Origin of the sequence: Amycolatopsis sp. NBC_01488 (assembly GCF_036227105.1) — a bacterium.
Taxonomy (GTDB): domain Bacteria; phylum Actinomycetota; class Actinomycetes; order Mycobacteriales; family Pseudonocardiaceae; genus Amycolatopsis.
Map to the genome: position 1 here is coordinate 9,278,716 of NZ_CP109434.1, position 17,804 is coordinate 9,296,519.

The following is a 17,804-nucleotide window of genomic DNA, read 5'->3' on the forward strand; positions in this document are numbered from 1 at the left end:
TGTCACGACCCAGAGGCGTCAGCGCTGCCGTCCCGCGGACCACCACACACCAGTGATCCGGAGCCGGACATGAGCCCCACCTCCTTGAACGAGACCGTCGCCGAAGTCACCGCCCGCATCGCCGGGCGCAGTGCCGCGACCCGGACCGCCTACCTCGACCGCATGGCCGCCGCCTACGAGGAAGGCCCGGTCCGCCGCGGCCTCGCGTGCAGCAACCTCGCCCACGGCTTCGCCGCCATGGAAGGCGCCGACAAGGAGGCGCTGCGGGCCGCGCGCGCCCCCGGCGTCGCGATCGTCTCGTCCTACAACGACATGCTTTCCGCCCACCAGCCGATGCAGGAGTACCCGGCCTGGCTGAAGAAGTCCGTGCGCTCCGCGGGCGGCGTCGCCCAGTTCGCCGGCGGCGTGCCCGCGATGTGCGACGGCATCACCCAGGGCCGCGCGGGCATGGAACTGTCCCTCTTCAGCCGCGAAGTCATCGCGATGTCGACGGCGATCGCGCTCTCGCACGACATGTTCGACGCGGCCCTGTTGCTGGGCGTCTGCGACAAGATCGTCCCCGGCCTGCTGATCGGCGCGCTCTCGTTCGGGCACCTGCCGGCCCTGCTCGTGCCGGCCGGGCCGATGAACTCCGGGCTGCCGAACAAGGAGAAGGCGCGCGTGCGCCAGCTCTACGCCGAAGGCCTGGCGACCCGAGAAGACCTCCTGGACGCCGAAGCGGCGTCGTACCACTCGGCCGGTACCTGCACCTTCTACGGCACGGCCAACTCCAACCAGATGGTCGTCGAGGTGATGGGCCTGCACCTGCCCGGCGCCAGCTTCGTCCAGCCGGGTTCTTCTTTGCGGCGCGCGTTGACCGAGGAGGCGGGCCGGCGGGTCGTCGCTCTGTCCCGCGGCGAGGAGTACACGCCGGTCTCGCGGATCCTCGACGAGAAGGCGTTCGTCAACGGCGTCGTCGCGCTGCTCGCCACCGGCGGGTCGACCAACCACACGATGCACCTGGTCGCCGTCGCCGCCGCCGCGGGCATCCAGCTGACCTGGGACGACTTCTCCGACCTCTCGGCCGTGGTGCCGCTGCTCGCGCGGGTCTACCCGAACGGCAGCGCCGACATCAACCACTTCCACGCCGCCGGCGGGATCCAGTTCCTGGTCGGCACGCTGCTCGATGCCGGGCTGCTGCACGAGGACGTGCACACGGTCGCCGGGTTCGGGCTGCACCGCTACCGGGCCGAGCCGATCCTGTCCGACGGCGAGCTGGTCTGGCGCGACGTCCCGACCCGCAGCCTCGACGAGGAGGTGCTGCGTCCGGCGTGGCGCCCCTTCGCCGCGGACGGTGGGCTGCGGATGGTCGAAGGCAACCTCGGCCGCGCGGTCGTGAAGGTGTCCGCGGTGGCGCCGGAGCACCGGGTCGTCCAGGCGCCGGCGCGGGTGTTCACCACCCAGGAGGCGTTCACGGCCGCGTTCGAGGCCGGCGAGCTGAATCGCGACGTCGTCGTGGTGATCCGGCAGCAGGGCCCGCAGGCGAACGGCATGCCGGAGCTGCACGGCCTGACCCCGGCGCTGGGCGTCCTCATGGACCGCGGGCACGCCGTGGCGTTGCTCACCGACGGCCGGATGTCGGGTGCGTCGGGCAAGATCCCGGCCGCCATCCAGGTGACGCCGGAAGCCGCGGCGGGCGGCCCGATCGCCCGCGTCGCGGACGGCGACGTCATCCGGCTGGACGCTTCCTCGGGCAGCCTCGACGTGCTCGTCGGTGACGAAGAACTCGCCCGCCGTGAGCTTGTGGACTCGCCGCCGTCCGAAGCATCCTGGACCGGCACCGGCCGAGAGCTGTTCGCCGCGTTGCGCCGTGCGGTCGGCCCCGCTGACCAGGGCGCTTCGGTGTTCGGAGGTTTGACGCCGGGACACTTCGGCATCCCCGCCCCCACTCCGGAAACCCAGGAGGTCGGTCAGTGACCACCGGTCAGGACCTGCTCGAGCTGTCTCCCGTGATGCCCGTCGTGGTGATCGACGACGCCGCCGACGCCGTGCCGACGGCCCGGGCCCTGCTCGCCGGCGGGATCGGAGTCATCGAGCTGACCCTGCGCACGGCGGCAGCGTTGTTGGCGATCGAGCGCGTCGCGGCCGAAGTGCCGGACATCGTCATCGGCGCCGGCACGGTCATCTCCCCGGACCAGGCGAAGCAGGCGGCCGACGCGGGCGCGAAGTTCCTCGTGACGCCAGGCTGCACGGACGCGGTCGTCGACGCGTGCTTCGAGACCGGGCTGCCGTTCCTGCCCGGCGCAAGCACCGTGTCCGAGGCGATGCGGCTGGCCGAGCGCGGCTTGTCGGCGCTGAAGTTCTTCCCGGCGGAGGCGTCCGGCGGCGTCGCTTACCTGAAGTCGATCGCGGGTCCGCTGCCGTCGCTGAAGTTCTGCCCGACCGGCGGGATCACGGTGGCTTCGGCGCCCTCGTACCTGGCGCTGCCGAACGTCGGCTGCATCGGCGGCTCGTGGCTGACGGCCTCGCTCGACGTCGCGACGATCGAGAAGCTGGCCGCCGAAGCCGCACAGCTGTAGCGGAGATCACCTCACGGAATTCCGGACTCGATCGGCGAATTCGCGTCCGGATTCCGGGAGCACCATTCCCCATTGTTGGAACGGTGCTCCCCACGGGTGCGGCGGCAGGCATGAATCCCGCTGTATGGAGCATTCCCGGCTCGAGTGGGTTTCCTTCGTCAAGGTTGTGGTGGGCCGCGAAACACGGTGCTCCACTTCCTGAACGACGCCCCATTCCTTTCACGCGATCTATATCGGCGAAGAGATCCCGCGCGGTGTCGCTCGGCGACGCGGCGTCGGACCTCGACGAAGCCGCTCACGAGCAGCTGCAGGAGAAGCTCCGGAACTGATCTCCGCCCATGGCTCGCAGGAACCCGCGCATCGCGATTTCCGGCACAACCCCCAGCCCCGGCACCCGGGCTCCCGCATCGACCACCATCCAGCCCGGCCCGCTTCCCCGCGGGCCGGCCACCGCCGTCAGTCGATGTAGGCGTCGTCGAGGAGGGTGGACTCCGCGCCGTACTCGCGGAGTTCCTCCTTGATCACCGTGTACGCCAGCCCCTGCGGGTAACCCTTGCGGGCCAGGAAGCCGAGCAGCCGCCGCAACGCCGTCTGCTCGTCGACGTTGCCCAGGGACCCGAGGCGCTTGCGGACCAGCTCCCTGGCCATCTGCTCCTCGGACTCACGGTCGACCTCGGCCGCCGCCTGCGCCGCGACCTCGTCGTCGACGCCCTTGCGCCGCAGTTCGGCCAGCAGCGCGGTGCGCGACAACCCCTGCGTCTCGTGCCGGGACTTCACCCACAGCTCGGCGAACTCCGCGTCGTTCACCAACCCGGCCCGGTCGAGCTTGCCGAGCAGGGTTTCGCTGGTCTCCTCGTCGAACCCCTTGCGGTGCAAGGCCTGCCGAAGCTCCTCCTGAGTACGCGCACGCACGGCCAGGAGGTCGTAACAGACCTCCTTGGCCTTCTTGTACCGCTCCTCGGGAGGCAGCTCCGCCGGCGGGATCTTCGGCGCCCTCGCCACCTCGGCTACTCCTTCGTTCAGAAGTCGACCGGCGCCGGCACGGCCTCGACGGCCTCGGCGTCGACCTGTGCCCCGATGCCCAGCTTCTCCTTGATGCGCTTCTCGATCTCGTTGGCGATGTCCGGGTTGTCGCGCAGGAACTTCCGCGCGTTCTCCTTGCCCTGGCCGAGCTGGTCGCCCTCGTAGGTGTACCAGGCACCGGACTTGCGCAGGATCGCCTGGTCGACACCCATGTCGATCAGCGAGCCCTCGCGGGAGACGCCGTGGCCGTACAGGATGTCGAACTCGGCCTGCTTGAAGGGCGGGGCCATCTTGTTCTTCACGACCTTGACGCGGGTCCGGTTGCCGACCGGCTCGCCGCCGTCCTTCAGCGTCTCGATGCGGCGCACGTCGAGCCGGACCGAGGCGTAGAACTTCAGCGCCTTGCCACCGGTCGTGGTCTCCGGGGAGCCGAACATGACGCCGATCTTCTCGCGCAGCTGGTTGATGAAGATCGCGGTGGTGCCGGAGTTGTTCATCGCACCGGTCATCTTGCGCAGCGCCTGGCTCATCAGGCGGGCCTGGAGACCGACGTGCGAGTCACCCATCTCGCCCTCGATCTCGGCGCGCGGCACGAGCGCCGCCACGGAGTCGATGACCAGGATGTCGAGCGCGCCGGAGCGGATCAGCATGTCCGCGATCTCGAGCGCCTGCTCACCGGTGTCCGGCTGGGAGACGAGCAGCGCGTCGGTGTCGACGCCGAGCTTCTTGGCGTACTCCGGGTCCAGCGCGTGCTCCGCGTCGATGAACGCCGCGATGCCGCCGGCCTTCTGCGCGTTCGCCACCGCGTGCAGGGCGACCGTGGTCTTACCGGAGGACTCCGGGCCGTAGATCTCCACCACGCGGCCGCGGGGCAGCCCGCCGATGCCGAGCGCGACGTCGAGGGCGATGGCGCCCGTCGGGATCACGGAGACGGGCGCGCGGCCGTCCTGGCCGAGGCGCATGACCGAGCCCTTGCCGTACTGCTTGTCGATCTGCGCGAGCGCGAGCTCGAGCGCCTTGTCCTTGTCGGGTGCTGCAGGCATGGAAGTCCACCTCGCTGGTCGAAGCCCGTCTCGAGGGCTCTGTGTCGGTTCTTCAGCTGTCCGGTCCGACGCTAGCGGCGGGGACCGACAATTCCCGGCGCGGCGCCCAATCTGTGGATCGCTGGACCCGATGTGGACAACACCATAGACGAACACCTGTTCGAGGTCGGCAGCGACACACCCTTGCGTTAGGATTTTCGCCCACCCGGGTCGGACCCGTGCGGATCCGCGCAGGTCAGCGCCGTTCGGCTGGGACGTCGAAGGCGTCGCAGACCTCTCGCCAGATCTCCTTGGCCGGGATTCCCGCGGTCAGCGCCTGGTCGACGGTGCGCCCGCCGAGCCCGCTGAGCACGTGATCCCTGGCCAGTACCTGGGCCCGCCCGGGGCCGAACTCGTCGGCCATCAGCCGCCGGAAAACCGTGATGCGCATCGAACCCACTCTAACCGGACGGCGCGAACGGACCGTTCGCGCCGTCGGCTACTCCCCGGGCTGGACGCTCGCCTCGAAGTAGTTCGCCAGGGTGTCCGGTGTGGTCGCCGCGGCCTGGTCGCTCGAGTTCAGCTGGTAGATGAATCCCACGAGCGGCCGGTCCGACACCGTGAACACGAGCACCGCCGACGTCCTGCCCGCGGCCGACGAGTAGTGCCCCTGGAGCCCGTTGCCGCCCCAGTCGGCTTCGGTGCGGTCACCGCCCGCGGACGTGAGCAGGCCGTCGGTGTACTGCTTGAGCGTGCCGGCGTCGTTGCCCTGGACGTAGGTAACCTGCGTGCCCGCGCGCCCCGGCGCCGAGCAGGTCGAGGCCACCCCGAGGCTCTGCGCGGGCGCGGCCGGCCCGTTGCCCATGCCCGGCTTGCAGTCGCCGGTGTCGGCGATCTTCCCGGCGAGCTGGCGCAGGCAGCCGGTGAGGCCCCTGGCGTCCGCCTGTCCCGGCGTCTTGCACTGGTCGGCGGTGTAGGTCGTCGCCGAGGACGACGACGTCAGGAAGTAGGTCAGCCCCGCCGCGAGCACCACGACGACGACGGCGGCGATCCCGATGAGCAGCTTCTTCTTGCCGCGCTTCGGCTCGGCCGTCTCCACGGAGGCGGCGGGCGAGTACGCGGGGAAGTTCGACGGCATCGGCTGCGGGCCGCCGGGCGGGAAGTTCGACGGCGCGTACCCGGGGTACTGCGGCGGCGGAGGCGGCGGCGCGTACTGCGGACGGTGCGGGGCGGTGCCCGCGGCCACCGCCCCTTCGACGTTCTGGGTGCGCGTGCCCAGCCCGTCGCGGGCGACGTGCTGGGCACCGAGCGCGACGGCGGTCTCCGGCTGGTCGAGGCTGCCCGGCACGACGCCGAGCTTCTCCGCGATCATCGTGCCGACCAGCGGCAGCCGGCTCGACCCGCCGACGAGGTAGATGCCGGCCAGCCGGTCCGGGGTCAGCCCGGACGACCGCAGCGTCCGCGAAAGCAGCTCGACGCTGCGCAGCATCGCCGGCCGGACCAGGCCTTCCAGCTCACCGCGCGTCACGAGGACGTCCTTGAACGGCTCGGGCATCGGCACCTCGGTCTGCGGGTGCCGCGACAGCGCCTCCTTGGCCGCCTTCACGTCCTCCTGCAGCGCGCGCCGGGTACGCCGGTCGGCGGTCGACTCGGGCCGCAGCAGCCGCTGCCAGCGCTGCGGGTCGGAGTGCGAGACCTCGCGCCCGACGTGCACCATCAGCGCCTGGTCGACGTCGAGGCCGCCGAGGTCGGGCAGGCCGTCTTCGGCGAGCACGGTGAAGCCGTTCTGCGTGGCGCCGACGACGGCGACGTCGAAGGTGCCCGCGCCGAGGTCGTAGACGGCGAGCGCCTGGCCCGGCGCGAGCGACTTGCCGGGGAACGACGCGAAGTGCGCCGCCGCGGCGACGGGTTCGGGCACCAGCAGGATGTGCCCGCCCACGCCGGCGAGCCGCGCGGCGGACATCAGGACGTTGCGGCGGGTCTGGCCCCACTGCGCGGGGTGGGTCAGCCGGACCTCGTCGGGCTGCTCGCCGCCGAGCTGGCGGGAGGTCTCTTCGAGCACGCGGCGCAGGATGGCGGCCAGCGCGTCGGTCACCGGGACGACGTCGGTGCCGAGCAGCAGGGTCTGCTCGTCGATGCGGCGCTTGGGGTTCGGCTCGAAGCGCGTCGGGTCGAGGCGGGCGCGGCGCTCGGCGTCGCGGCCGACCATGATCGTGCCGTCCTCGGTCGCGAACACCGCCGAAGGCATGTTGGCCGAGCCGTCCACCTCGACGACCCGGGGCGGCATGCCGTGCGCCGAAAGGACGGCGACGGTGTTGGACGTCCCGAGGTCCACCGACAGGATCCGCACTGCACTCCCCTTCGCGAAAACACGCCTCGACGGCGTCCGCCGTGATGCTGCCATGCGCGCGGTCACCGTGCGTGCGGACCCGGGAAAGTCATCGCTCCTTGACTTCGGCGGTGATCGAGGTGCACGATAGTTGCGCAGTTCGGTCATCCGAGTTGCTCAGACCGCGCAAAGGAGCGTTCGATGCCGAAGCTGCTCGTCCTCGGTGACGACCTGACCGGCAGCAACGCGACCGGAGCGCTGTACGCCCGCTTCGGGCTGCGCGCGGTGTCCGTCAACGCGCCGCTCGCCCCGGACGCGCCGTGCTTGCGCGCGGAGAGCGGGATCGACGCGCTGGTGGTCAACCTGGGTACCCGCCACGCGCCGCCACCACACGCCGCACAGGCGGTGCGGGAAGCGATCGGCCTCGCCGGGCCGGTGGCGCTGACGGTGAAGCGCGTCGACACGACATTGCGTGGCAACGTCGGCGTGGAGACGGAGGCCGTCCTGGCGACGGCGCCGGAGGCCCGGGCGCTCGTCGTGCCCGCGTTCCCGGACGCCGGCCGGGTCACCCTCGGCGGCCTGCACCTGGTCGACGGCGTGCCGCTGGCCGAAAGCCCGGCGGCCCGCGATCCGCTGGCGCCGGTGCAGTCGTCCCGGATCCGCACGCTCCTGCAGCCCACCGATCGCGAGATCGCCGAGCTGCCGCTGGACGTCGTCGAAGAGGGCGTGGACGCGGTCGAGGCCGCGCTGCGGCGGCCGGCCGGGATCGTCGTCTGCGACGCCACCACGAACCGGCACCTCACCACCGTCGCCAAGGCCGCGGCCCGGCTGGCGGCCGAGGGCACGCGGTGGATCTCCGTCGACTCCGGCCCGTTCGGCGTCCGGCTGGCGGCCGCGCTGGGCCTCGCGCCCGGCCACGGCACCGTCCCGCCGGTCCTTTCCGTGGTCGGCAGCATCACCGCGCAGACCCACGACCAGCTGCTGGAGACCGAGCTGGTGCTGGACGCGCGGTACGTCGACGTCGACCCGGAGCGGCCCGACCCGGCCGCGACGGCGGCTTCGGCGGGCGAACTGCTCGAGGCCGGGCACCGTGTGGTGGGCATCCGGACCCGGGCTCCCGCGCCCGGCGCCCCGATCGACCCGGACGTCGCGGCGCGGATCCCACCGGCGCTCGGCGAAGCGGCCCGCCTGGTGCTCGGCAAGCACCGGATCGGCGGCCTGTACGCCACCGGCGGCGACATCGCCGTCGAAGTCACGAAGGCACTCGGGGCCGAGGGCTTCGAGATCGACACCGAAGTCCTGCCCCTGGCGGTCGCCGGGCGGCTCTCCGGCGGTCCGCACACCGGGCTGCCCTTCGCCACGAAGGGCGGGCTGATCGGCGGACGCGACGCCGCCGTCGCCTGCCTGGAACACCTGAACCACGTCCTGGCCACCGGAAGGAAGACCCCGTGAGCGACCTCCCCCTCCTCGCTGTCACCCTCGGCGACCCCGTGGGCATCGGCCCCGAGATCACCCTCAAGACGCTCGCCGAGCCCGAGTCCCTGCAGCTGGCACGCGGGGTCGCGGTCGGCGACGCGATCGTGCTGGAACGCCTGGTCCGGCACCTCGGCCTGAACCTGGAGATCAACCCCATCGCCACGGTGGCCGACGCGCGCTTCACCACGGGCGTGATCGACATCCTCAACCTCGGCGTCGTCCGGGAAGACCTGCCGTGGGGCGAGGTCAACGCGACCGCGGGCGCCGCCGCGGTCGGTGCGATCGAGGTCGCCACCCGGCTCGCGCTGGCCGGCGAGGTCGACGCGGTCGTGACGGCGCCGATCAACAAGGAGGCGATCTGGGCGGCCGGCTCCCAGCACCTCGGGCACACCGAGATGCTCGGCGAGCTGACCGGGTCGACCCGGTTCAACACGATGTTCTGGGTGTCGGGGCTGAAGATCTTCTTCGCCACCCGGCACCTTTCGCTGCGCGAAGCGATCAACCAGATCACGCGGGAGAACATCGAGCACGCGATCCGCGAGGCTTACACCGCACTCGAAGTGTTCGCCACGGAGAAACCGAGACTCGCCGTGGCCGCGCTGAACCCGCACGGCGGCGAGAACGGCAAGTTCGGCGACGAGGAGATCATCGCGATCGCCCCGGCGGTCGCCGCCGCGCGCGTCGCGGGGCTCGACGTGGTCGGCCCGATCCCGGCCGATTCCGTGTTCCACCAAGGGATCCAGGGCCGGTTCGACGGCGTGCTCTCGCTGTACCACGACCAGGGGCACATCGCGTCGAAGACCTACGACTTCGACGGCACGGTCTCGGTGACCGTCGGCCTGCCGATCCTGCGCACGTCGGTCGACCACGGCACGGCGTTCGACATCGCCGGCACCGGCCGGGCCTCGCACGGCACGATGGTCGCGGCGTTCAAGGCGGCGGCGACCCTGGCGCCGTACGCGCGGAAGCTGCCCTCGATCTACCCGCCGGGCGTCCGGTGATCCCCCGCAAGCGCTGGGCGTACGTCATCCCGGTCGCGGTGGTCATGTACCTGCTGGCCTACCTCGACCGCACGAACGTCGCGGTGATCCTGCCCTACATCGGCGACGATTTCCCGTTGTCGGCCAGGGCGAAGGGGCTGGCGAGCGGCATCTTCTTCGTCGGCTACCTCGTGCTGCAGATCCCGGCGGCGGTGCTGGCGGCGAAGTGGAGCGCCCGCAAGACCGTCCTGCTGCTGATGATCGCGTGGTCCTTCGCGGCGGCGCTGTGCGGACTGGTGCAGAACGAGACCCAGCTGTACCTGGCCCGGCTGCTGCTCGGGCTGTTCGAGGGTGGCGTGTGGCCGGCGGTGCTGATCCTGCTGGCGTCCTGGTTCCCGCAGGCCGAACGGGCCCGGGCGAACGCGCTGTGGATGACGTGCCTGCCGATCTCGGCGATCGTCATGTCCCCGCTGTCCGGCCTGATGCTCGACCACATGGCCTGGCGCTGGGTGTTCGTGATCCAGGGCCTGCCGCCGCTGCTGTGGGCGGTCGTCTGGTGGTTCGCGGTGGCCGACCGGCCGGCGAAGGCCCGCTGGATCTCCGCCGAAGAGCGCGAGTACCTCGAAACCACCTTGCGAGCCGAAGAAGAGGCGAAGCCCGCGGTCGTGAAGCAGGGCTACCGGCAGGCGCTGGCCAACCGGCAGGTGCTGCTGCTGATCGGCGTCTACTTCTTCTGGATCACCGGCTTCTACGGCTTCAGCCTGTGGTTGCCGTCGGTGGTGAAGACGATGACCGGCGGCTCGGCCACCGCCGTCGGGTTCCTCTCGGCCGTGCCGTACGTGCTCGCGCTGGCCGGGATGGTGGCGTGCGCGCACTGGTCGGACCGGACGGGAAACCGGCGGCTCGCGATCACCGTGCCGCTGGTCGTCGCCATCGCCGGGCTGCTGCTCGGCAACCTCGTGCACTGGCCGGCGGCGGTGCAGCTGGTGCTGCTCTGCGTCGTCGCGACCGGCGTCTACATGCCGTACGGGCCGTTCTGGGCGATCCCCAGCCGGATCCTCGGCATCGAGGTCGTCGCCGTGGCGATGGGCCTGATCAACGCGCTGGGCAACCTCGGCGGGTTCGCCGGGCCCTACCTGGTCGGCTGGCTCACCGACGCCACCGGCAGCGCGACCACCGGGTTCGTCGTCCTGGCCGCGTTCCTCGCCGTGGCCGCCGGGCTGGCGTTCTTCGGGCTGAAACCCGCCCACGTGGAAGACTCGGCGCATGTCCCAGCCGCGACCAGGAACCCGTGACCGGCGGGCGATGCTGCTCGAAGCCGTCCGCGACGGCTCGGGCGGCATCGCGGAACTGGCCGAGGAGTTCGGCGTCTCCGAGTCGACGATCCGCCGCGACCTCGCCTCCCTCGCCGGGGCCGGGCACGTCGTCCGCACCTACGGCGGCGCGCTCGACACGGAACGCAGCGCTCGCGAAAAGGACCAGGAGCACGCGGCAGCCAAAGACGCCATCGCCCGGGAAGCCGCCGCGCTGGTCCAGGACGGCGAGGTGGTGCTGCTCGACGCGGGCACGACCACCGGCAGGCTCGCCCGCCACCTCGCCCACCGCGAGGGGCTGACCGTGGTCACGAACGGTGTCAACGCCATCCGCGAGCTGGCCGGCTTCGCCGGGATCGACCTGATCGTCCTCGGCGGCCGGCTGCGGCACCCCAACGAAGCGATCCTCGGCGAGACCGTGCTGGCGCAACTGCGGCACATCTCACCCGATCGGGTCTTCCTGGGTGCGGACGGCCTGGTGGCCGAGCGGGGCCTGTGCTGCCCCTCACTCGAGCAGTCGGTGGTCAAGCACGCGATGCTGCACGCGGGCGGCGAAGCGTACGTGCTGGCCGACCACTCCAAGCTGGGCCAGGCGCCCTTCTCGTACTGGGCGCCGCTCGACCGCGAATACCGGCTCATCACCGACGAGCCGAGGGTCGACGTCACATATCCGCAGTTCGCCCAGAGCGTGATCCTGGCCGGCGAGCCCGAAACTGTCAGAGGTGCCGCGCATGATGGACGACGTGGCAGGTGACGTGCTCGACCTCTTCTCCCCCGCGACCCGCGACTGGTTCGCCGGGGCCTTCGCCGCGCCCACCGCGGCGCAGGAAGGAGCCTGGCGGGCGGCGCACGCGGGCGAGCACGCCCTCGTCGTCGCGCCGACCGGCTCCGGCAAGACGCTGTCCGCGTTCCTCTGGGCGCTGGACCGGCTTTCCGTGGAACCACCACCGGCGGAGGCGACCAAACGCTGCCGGATCCTCTACGTCTCGCCGCTGAAGGCGCTCGCGGTCGACGTCCAGCGGAACCTGCGCGCACCGCTCGCCGGCATCTCGCAGGCCTCGCGGCGGCTCGGGCTCCCGGTGCCCGGGATCGAGGTGGGCATGCGCACCGGCGACACCACGGCGGCCGAGCGCCGCTCGTTCGGCAAGACCCCGCCGGACGTGCTGGTGACCACCCCGGAGTCGCTGTTCCTGATCCTCACGTCGTCGGCGCGGGAGTCGCTGCGCGGCGTCGAGACCGTGATCGTCGACGAGGTCCACGCGGTCGCCGGCGGCAAGCGCGGCGCCCACCTGGCGCTGTCGCTGGAGCGGCTGGACTCGCTCCTGCCGAAGCCCGCGCAGCGGATCGGCCTGTCGGCGACGGTCCGCCCGGTCGACGAGGTCAGCGCGTTCCTCGCCGGTGGTCGTCCGGTCCGGGTGGTCCAGCCGAAGCTGGCGAAGACGATCGAAGTGCGGGTCGAGGTCCCGGTGGAGGACATGGGCAACCTCGACGCGCCACGCGGCGGCCCGGCGCCGAGCCCGCTCGACGAGCTGGAGTCGCTGACCGAAGCGTTCCCGCCCGGCGACATCGCGCCGGGCGGCTTGGGCACGCTGGAGGAGATGGCCGGCAACCCGGTGCAGCGGCCGTCGATCTGGCCGGCGGTCGAAGAACGCGTATTGAGCCTGATCCGGGCCCACCGCTCGACCATCGTGTTCGCCAACTCCCGCCGGCTCACCGAGCGGATGACGGCCCGGCTCAACGAGCTGGCCGCCGAGCAGACGGAGCTGACACCCGCCGATGCGTTCCCGGCGGAGGCCGTCGGGCAGTCCGGGGTGAGCACCGGCGCGCCGCCGGTGATCGCCCGGGCGCACCACGGGTCGATGTCGCGGGAGCAGCGCACGCACGTCGAGGAAGACCTCAAGTCCGGGCGGCTGCCGTGCGTGGTGGCGACGTCGTCGCTGGAGCTGGGCATCGACATGGGCGCGGTCGACCTGGTGGTGCAGATCGAGGCGCCGCCGACGGTGGCGTCCGGGCTGCAGCGCGTCGGCCGGGCCGGGCACCAGGTCGGCGCGGTGTCGTCCGGCGTGATGTTCCCGAAGTTCCGCGGCGACCTCGTCTCCTGCGCGGTGGTCGCCGAACGGATGGCGACCGGCGCGATCGAGGCGGTCCGCTACCCGCGCAACCCGCTGGACGTCCTGGCGCAGCACGTGGTCGCGATGGTGGCGCTGGAGCCGTGGGCGGTGCCGGACCTGGCCGCGCTGGTGCGGCGAGCGGCGCCGTTCGCGTCGCTGCCGGACGACGCGCTGCACGCGGTGCTCGACATGCTCGCCGGCCGGTACCCGAGCGAGGAGTTCGGCGAGCTGCGCGCCCGCATCACCTGGGACCGCATCAGCGGCGAGCTGCGCGGGCGGCCCGGCTCGCAGCGGCTGGCCGTCACGTCCGGCGGCACCATCCCGGACCGCGGCCTGTTCACCGTCATGACGCCGGGCGGGGACGACAAGCCCGGTTCGCGCGTCGGCGAGTTCGACGAGGAGATGGTGTACGAGTCGCGCGTCGGCGACACCATCCTGCTCGGCACCTCGTCGTGGCGGATCACCGACATCACGCACGACCGGGTCATCGTGGTGCCCGCACCGGGCGAGCCGGCGCGGATGCCGTTCTGGAAGGGCGACGCGCCGGGCCGTCCGCTGGAACTCGGCCGGGCGCTGGGGAAGTTCGTCCGCGAACTGTCCACATCGGACGACGAGAAGGCGCGCGAGCGGGCCGCCGCGGCGGGGCTGGACGAGCGGGCGTGCGACAACCTCCTCGCGTACCTGGCCGAGCAGAAGGCCGCGACCCGGCACGTGCCGAACGACCGGACGCTCCTGCTGGAGCGCTACCGCGACGAGCTGGGCGACTGGCGGATCATCGTGCACTCGCCGTTCGGCGCGCAGGTGAACGCGCCGTGGGCGCTCGCGATCGCCGCGCGGCTGCGGGAAAACCGCGGGGTCGACGCGCAGGTCGCGCACTCCGACGACGGCATCGTGCTGCGCCTGCCGGACGCGCTCGACGCCGAGGGTGCCGACGTCACGATCGGCGCGGACGACATCCTGCTCGACCCCGAGGAGGTCGAGCAGCTGATCGTCGCGGAAGTCGGCGGCTCGGCCGTGTTCGCGGCGCGGTTCCGGGAGTGCGCGGCGCGGTCGCTGCTGCTGCCGCGCCGGGACCCGCGGCGCCGCACCCCGCTGTGGCAGCAGCGGCAACGCGCGTCGCAGCTGCTGTCGGTCGCGTCGAAGTACGAGCGGTTCCCGGTCGTGCTGGAGGCGATGCGGGAGGTCCTGCAGGACGTCTACGACGTGAGCGGGCTGCGCGAGCTGATGGCCGACGTCCGGGCGCGCAAGGTCCGGCTGGTGGAGGTCGAGACGCCGGCCGCGTCGCCGTTCGCGCGCAGCCTGCTCTTCGGCTACGTCGGGATGTTCCTGTACGAGACCGACGCGCCGCTGGCCGAGCGGCGCGCGGCGGCGCTGTCCCTGGACTCGGCGTTGCTGGCCGAGCTCCTGGGCACCGAGGCGATCCGCGAACTGCTCGACCCCGAAGCCGTGCGCGAGGTGGAACGGTCGCTGCAGCGGCTCGACCCCGACCGGCACGCGCGCTCGGCGGAGGACGCCGCCGACCTGCTGCGGTTCCTCGGCGACCTGACCGTCGAGGAGGCCGCCGAGCGCGGAATCCAGGCCGAATGGCTCACCGAGCTGGAAGCGGCGCGCCGGGCGATCCGGGTGCGGATCGGCGGCACCGAACGGTTCCTGGCGATCGAGGACTCCGGCCGCGTCCGCGACGCGCTCGGCACCGCGCTGCCGGTGGGCGTGCCGGAGGCGTTCACCGAACCGGTCGCGGACCCGCTCGGCGACCTGCTGTCCCGCTACGCCCGCGGCCGCGGGCCGTTCGCCGCGGCGGATGTGGCCAAGCGGTTCGGGCTCGGCCTGGCCGTCGTCACCGGCGTCCTCGACCGGATGACCGGCGAAGGCCGCCTGGTGCGCGGCGAGCTGAGTCCCGTCGGACATCCGGACTCGCACTCCCCGCGCGTGGGCGGTTCGGTCAGCACGGAGTACTGCGATTCAGCGGTGCTTCGGCGGTTGCGTCGGGCGTCGCTGGCGAAGCTGCGGGCAGAGGTGGAGCCGGTCGAACCGGCGGCGCTGGGCCGGTTCCTGCCGTCGTGGCACGGGTTCGGCGGCCGCGTCCGGGCGGCGCCGACGGCCGACGACGTGCTGTCGGTGATCGAGCAGCTCGCCGGGGCTCCGTTGCCGGCGAGCGCGGTGGAGTCGCTGATCCTGCCCGGCCGGCTGCCGGGCTACTCCCCCGCGCTGCTCGACGAGCTGACGACCGCGGGCGAGGTCACCTGGGCGGGGTGCGGCGCGCTGTCCGGCGGGGACGGCTGGATCGCCCTCGCCCCGACCGACGTCGCCGACCTGCTGCTGCCGGAAGTCGTCGAGGACATCCCGACCGGGCCGCTGCACGACGCGATCGTGTCCACTTTGGAGGGTGGCGCGCTGTTCTTCCGCCAGCTGGTGGACCGCGCGAGCGTGCTGGTGGACAAGGCACCGAACGACGCCGAAGCGGTGGCCGCGCTGTGGGACCTGGTCTGGGCCGGGCTGGTCACCGGCGACACGCTGGGGCCGTTGCGGGCCCAGGTGGCCGGGCACGGCGCGCACAAGCCGCGACGCCAGGCGCCTCGCGGCCGGTACGCGCGGCTGCGGGCGGGGCGGCCGCAGATGCCGTCACGGTCGGGGCCACCGACGGTCGCCGGCCGCTGGGCGCTGACACCGGCACGCGAGACCGACGCGACCCGGCGAGCCCACGCGCGGACGGAGGCGTTCCTGGAGCGCCACGGCGTCCTGACCCGCGGCGCACTCGACACCGAACGCGTCACCGGCGGGTTTTCGGGGATCTACAAGGTGCTTCGCGGCATGGAGGACACCGGCCAGGTGATCCGCGGCTACGTCGTGGAAGGGCTCGGCGCGGCCCAGTTCGCGGCGAAGGGCGCGGTGGACCGGCTTCGCGCGCTGTCCGGCCCGGGCCGTCCGGCGCCCGGCCGCGCGGTCGTCCTGGCCGCGGCGGATCCGGCCCAGCCGTACGGCGCGGCGCTCCCCTGGCCGGCCGCGACAGGCGACACGAAGCACCGCCCCGCCCGCAAGGCCGGTGCGCTGGCGGTGCTGGTCGACGGCGTGCCGGCGCTGTACGTCGAGCGAGGAGGCAAGTCACTGCTGAGCTTCACCGAGGAACGGCAACCGCTGTCCGACGCGGCGCAGGCGCTGTCGGCGGCGGTCCGGGAAGGCTGGCTGGGTCAGTTGTCGGTCCAGCGAGCCGACGGCGAGCAGGCCCTGACGTCGGAGCTGGCGGAAGTTCTCCGGGAGGCCGGTTTCCGGGCCACGCCCTCCGGCCTGCGGCTGCGGGCCTAAGCTGCCAGTCCGACACGCACGAAGGATGTTCTGCTCATGGCGATGCGCGAGCTGCGCTATTTCGGGGACCCGATCCTCAAGTCCGTCTGCGACCCGGTCACCGTGTTCGACGAGAAGCTCGAGACGCTCGTGCGGGACCTGGTCGACTCGGTGAAACCGGCGGGGCGCGCCGGGCTGGCCGCACCGCAGATCGGGGTCGGGCTGCGCATCTTCAGCTACGACGTCGCCGGGCTCACCGGGTACGTCGTCAACCCGGAGATCGTCGAGTTGTCCGAGGAGACGCACGAGATCAACGAAGGCTGCCTGTCCGTCCCGGAGCTGTGGTTCCCGACGAAGCGGGCGATGCACGCGAAGGTCCGAGGCGTCGACATCCACAACGAGCCGATCGAGGTCGAGGGCGAAGACGTGCTGGCCCAGTGCCTTCAGCACGAAACCGACCACCTCGACGGCGTGCTGTACCTCGACCGTCTCACCGCCGAACGCAAGAAAACGGCCCTGCGCGAAGCCCGCGACAAGGACTGGTTCTGGAAGCGCTGACCAGGCCCGGCCTCACGCCGGCAGGAACATCCGCAGCTGGGTGCCCTCCTCGAGGGAGCGTTCCGTGCGCAGCCCCGCCCGGGCCGCCGTACGCGGCAACACGTCGTCGCCCGAAAGGCAGTCGGCCCTCAGTTCCGTGATGCCCTGAGTCTCCGCGAGCGTCGCCACCCTGGACAGCAGGGCCGTGCCGATGCCCTGGCGCTGCCAGTCGTCCTCCACCAGCAGAGAGATCTCGGCGGTGCCCGTCGCGGCGGGGATCAGCTGGGCCAGGCCGATCACCTCGCGGCCGAACACCGCGAGCACGCTCGTGCCGCGCGGTGGCACCAGCAGCCGGTGCAGCCAGCGGCGCGGGACCGTCCGGACTCCCGTGTGGTAGCGCCGGAAGAGCGTCGCCGTCGAGCAGCGGCGGTGCAGTCCGGACACCGCTTCGGCGTCGGCGGGGGCACCCTTGCGCAAGACGATCGCCGCGCCGTCCGGGCGGTTCAGCACCACCGGGCCCGCGACGTTCCGGGCCGCCGCGCCCAGCAACGTGACCAGCGCCTCGGCGCGGGTCAGCTCCAGCTGCACGAACGGCGCCCACTGGCGGCGCGCCACGAGCGCGTCACCACTGCCCAGCGCGAACACCGCCCGGTGCCCGCTCTCGGTGCGGCCCGGGTTCGCCTCGGCCGCGGGCACGCGCGTGACCACGTCCGCGGCCAGCACGTCCTTCAGCACCTCGGCGAGGCGAGCCGGGTCGTCGACCGCGCGGCGAGCCGCGAGCAGCGTCGACGACGACGGGTCGACCAGCTCGTGGACGTCGGCGTCGATGATCGCCGTGCACTCGCAGCCCTCGGCGCGGATGGCGTCGGCCAGGTGCCGCCGGGGCAGGCCGGTCGCCGGGCGCAGGACGATCTCGTCGAGCACGCCGCCGGGTACGGGCAGCACGGTCAGGCCGAGGATGTTGCACTCGAGGTCGGCGAGCCGGATCGCGATGCGGGCCAGGGTGCCGGGGTGGTCGTGCATCCGGATCCGCACCCGCCACGCGGTCGGCGCACCCGGCCCGTCGACCGCGGCCGCCGGGCCGAGCTGGGGCAACGCACGGGAAGTCTCCATGACCCCACGGTCCCGTGCGGTTGTTGCCGCTCCGGGGCGGGGGTGTTTCGCGCAGATCAG

13 protein-coding genes are annotated in these 17,804 nt (G+C 72.4%); 8 read left to right on the forward strand and 5 right to left on the reverse strand.

Translation table 11 applies throughout. The annotated features are described in order from the left end of the window. The first annotated feature begins 69 nt into the window (after positions 1-69). On the forward strand, positions 70-1,956 hold the full coding sequence (gene edd / locus OG738_RS43540; RefSeq protein WP_329049873.1) for a phosphogluconate dehydratase: 1,887 nt from the start codon (positions 70-72) through the stop codon (positions 1,954-1,956). Then, positions 1,953-2,558 carry a bifunctional 4-hydroxy-2-oxoglutarate aldolase/2-dehydro-3-deoxy-phosphogluconate aldolase gene (eda, locus tag OG738_RS43545; RefSeq protein WP_329049875.1) on the forward strand — a complete coding sequence of 202 codons (606 nt, stop codon included), beginning with the start codon at positions 1,953-1,955 and terminating at the stop codon, positions 2,556-2,558. The genes edd and eda overlap by 4 nt, the downstream gene beginning before the upstream one ends. Positions 2,559-3,014: 456 nt before the next feature. Here the strand turns inward: eda and OG738_RS43550 are convergent, their stop codons facing one another. The 4 genes from OG738_RS43550 to OG738_RS43565 all read right to left on the reverse strand — a co-directional run bounded on the left by OG738_RS43550 (position 3,015) and on the right by OG738_RS43565 (position 6,953). Then, positions 3,015-3,542 (reverse strand): regulatory protein RecX, encoded by a 528-nt coding sequence (locus OG738_RS43550; RefSeq protein ID WP_329057058.1) that lies wholly within the window; start codon positions 3,540-3,542, stop codon positions 3,015-3,017. A gap of 35 nt (positions 3,543-3,577) precedes the next feature. Further along, positions 3,578-4,624 carry a recombinase RecA gene (recA, locus tag OG738_RS43555; protein WP_329049876.1) on the reverse strand — a complete coding sequence of 349 codons (1,047 nt, stop codon included), beginning with the start codon at positions 4,622-4,624 and terminating at the stop codon, positions 3,578-3,580. 235 nt (positions 4,625-4,859) lie between these two features. After that, positions 4,860-5,054: a DUF3046 domain-containing protein gene (locus OG738_RS43560; protein ID WP_033261952.1), complete on the reverse strand. Its 195-nt coding sequence runs from the start codon at positions 5,052-5,054 to the stop codon at positions 4,860-4,862. A gap of 48 nt (positions 5,055-5,102) precedes the next feature. Next, positions 5,103-6,953: an Hsp70 family protein gene (locus OG738_RS43565; RefSeq protein WP_329049880.1), complete on the reverse strand. Its 1,851-nt coding sequence runs from the start codon at positions 6,951-6,953 to the stop codon at positions 5,103-5,105. 180 nt (positions 6,954-7,133) lie between these two features. Between OG738_RS43565 and OG738_RS43570 the strand changes: the two genes are divergently transcribed. The 6 genes from OG738_RS43570 to def are packed head-to-tail and all read left to right on the forward strand — an operon-like array spanning position 7,134 to position 16,652. Continuing rightward, complete coding sequence (locus tag OG738_RS43570; RefSeq protein ID WP_329049881.1) at positions 7,134-8,384, forward strand: four-carbon acid sugar kinase family protein; 1,251 nt, start codon at positions 7,134-7,136, stop codon at positions 8,382-8,384. Next, a complete protein-coding gene (gene pdxA, locus OG738_RS43575) occupies positions 8,381-9,409 on the forward strand; it encodes a 4-hydroxythreonine-4-phosphate dehydrogenase PdxA (RefSeq protein ID WP_329049883.1) in 1,029 nt (342 codons plus the stop codon). Before OG738_RS43570 ends, pdxA begins: the two co-directional genes overlap by 4 nt. Next, positions 9,406-10,683, forward strand: a complete 1,278-nt coding sequence (locus OG738_RS43580) for an MFS transporter (RefSeq protein WP_329049884.1) — start codon at positions 9,406-9,408, stop codon at positions 10,681-10,683. The genes pdxA and OG738_RS43580 overlap by 4 nt, the downstream gene beginning before the upstream one ends. Next, the gene (locus tag OG738_RS43585) at positions 10,655-11,455 is read left to right on the forward strand and encodes a DeoR/GlpR family DNA-binding transcription regulator (protein ID WP_329049885.1); all 801 of its coding nucleotides are present in this window, start codon (positions 10,655-10,657) and stop codon (positions 11,453-11,455) included. The genes OG738_RS43580 and OG738_RS43585 overlap by 29 nt, the downstream gene beginning before the upstream one ends. After that, a complete protein-coding gene (locus OG738_RS43590; RefSeq protein ID WP_329049886.1) occupies positions 11,433-16,115 on the forward strand; it encodes a DEAD/DEAH box helicase in 4,683 nt (1,560 codons plus the stop codon). Before OG738_RS43585 ends, OG738_RS43590 begins: the two co-directional genes overlap by 23 nt. A gap of 36 nt (positions 16,116-16,151) precedes the next feature. After that, complete coding sequence (gene def, locus OG738_RS43595; RefSeq protein ID WP_329049887.1) at positions 16,152-16,652, forward strand: peptide deformylase; 501 nt, start codon at positions 16,152-16,154, stop codon at positions 16,650-16,652. A 12-nt stretch (positions 16,653-16,664) separates the two neighbouring features. Here the strand turns inward: def and OG738_RS43600 are convergent, their stop codons facing one another. Next, positions 16,665-17,726, reverse strand: a complete 1,062-nt coding sequence (locus OG738_RS43600) for a GNAT family N-acetyltransferase (protein ID WP_442875976.1) — start codon at positions 17,724-17,726, stop codon at positions 16,665-16,667. Between the last annotated feature and the right edge of the window lie 78 nt (positions 17,727-17,804).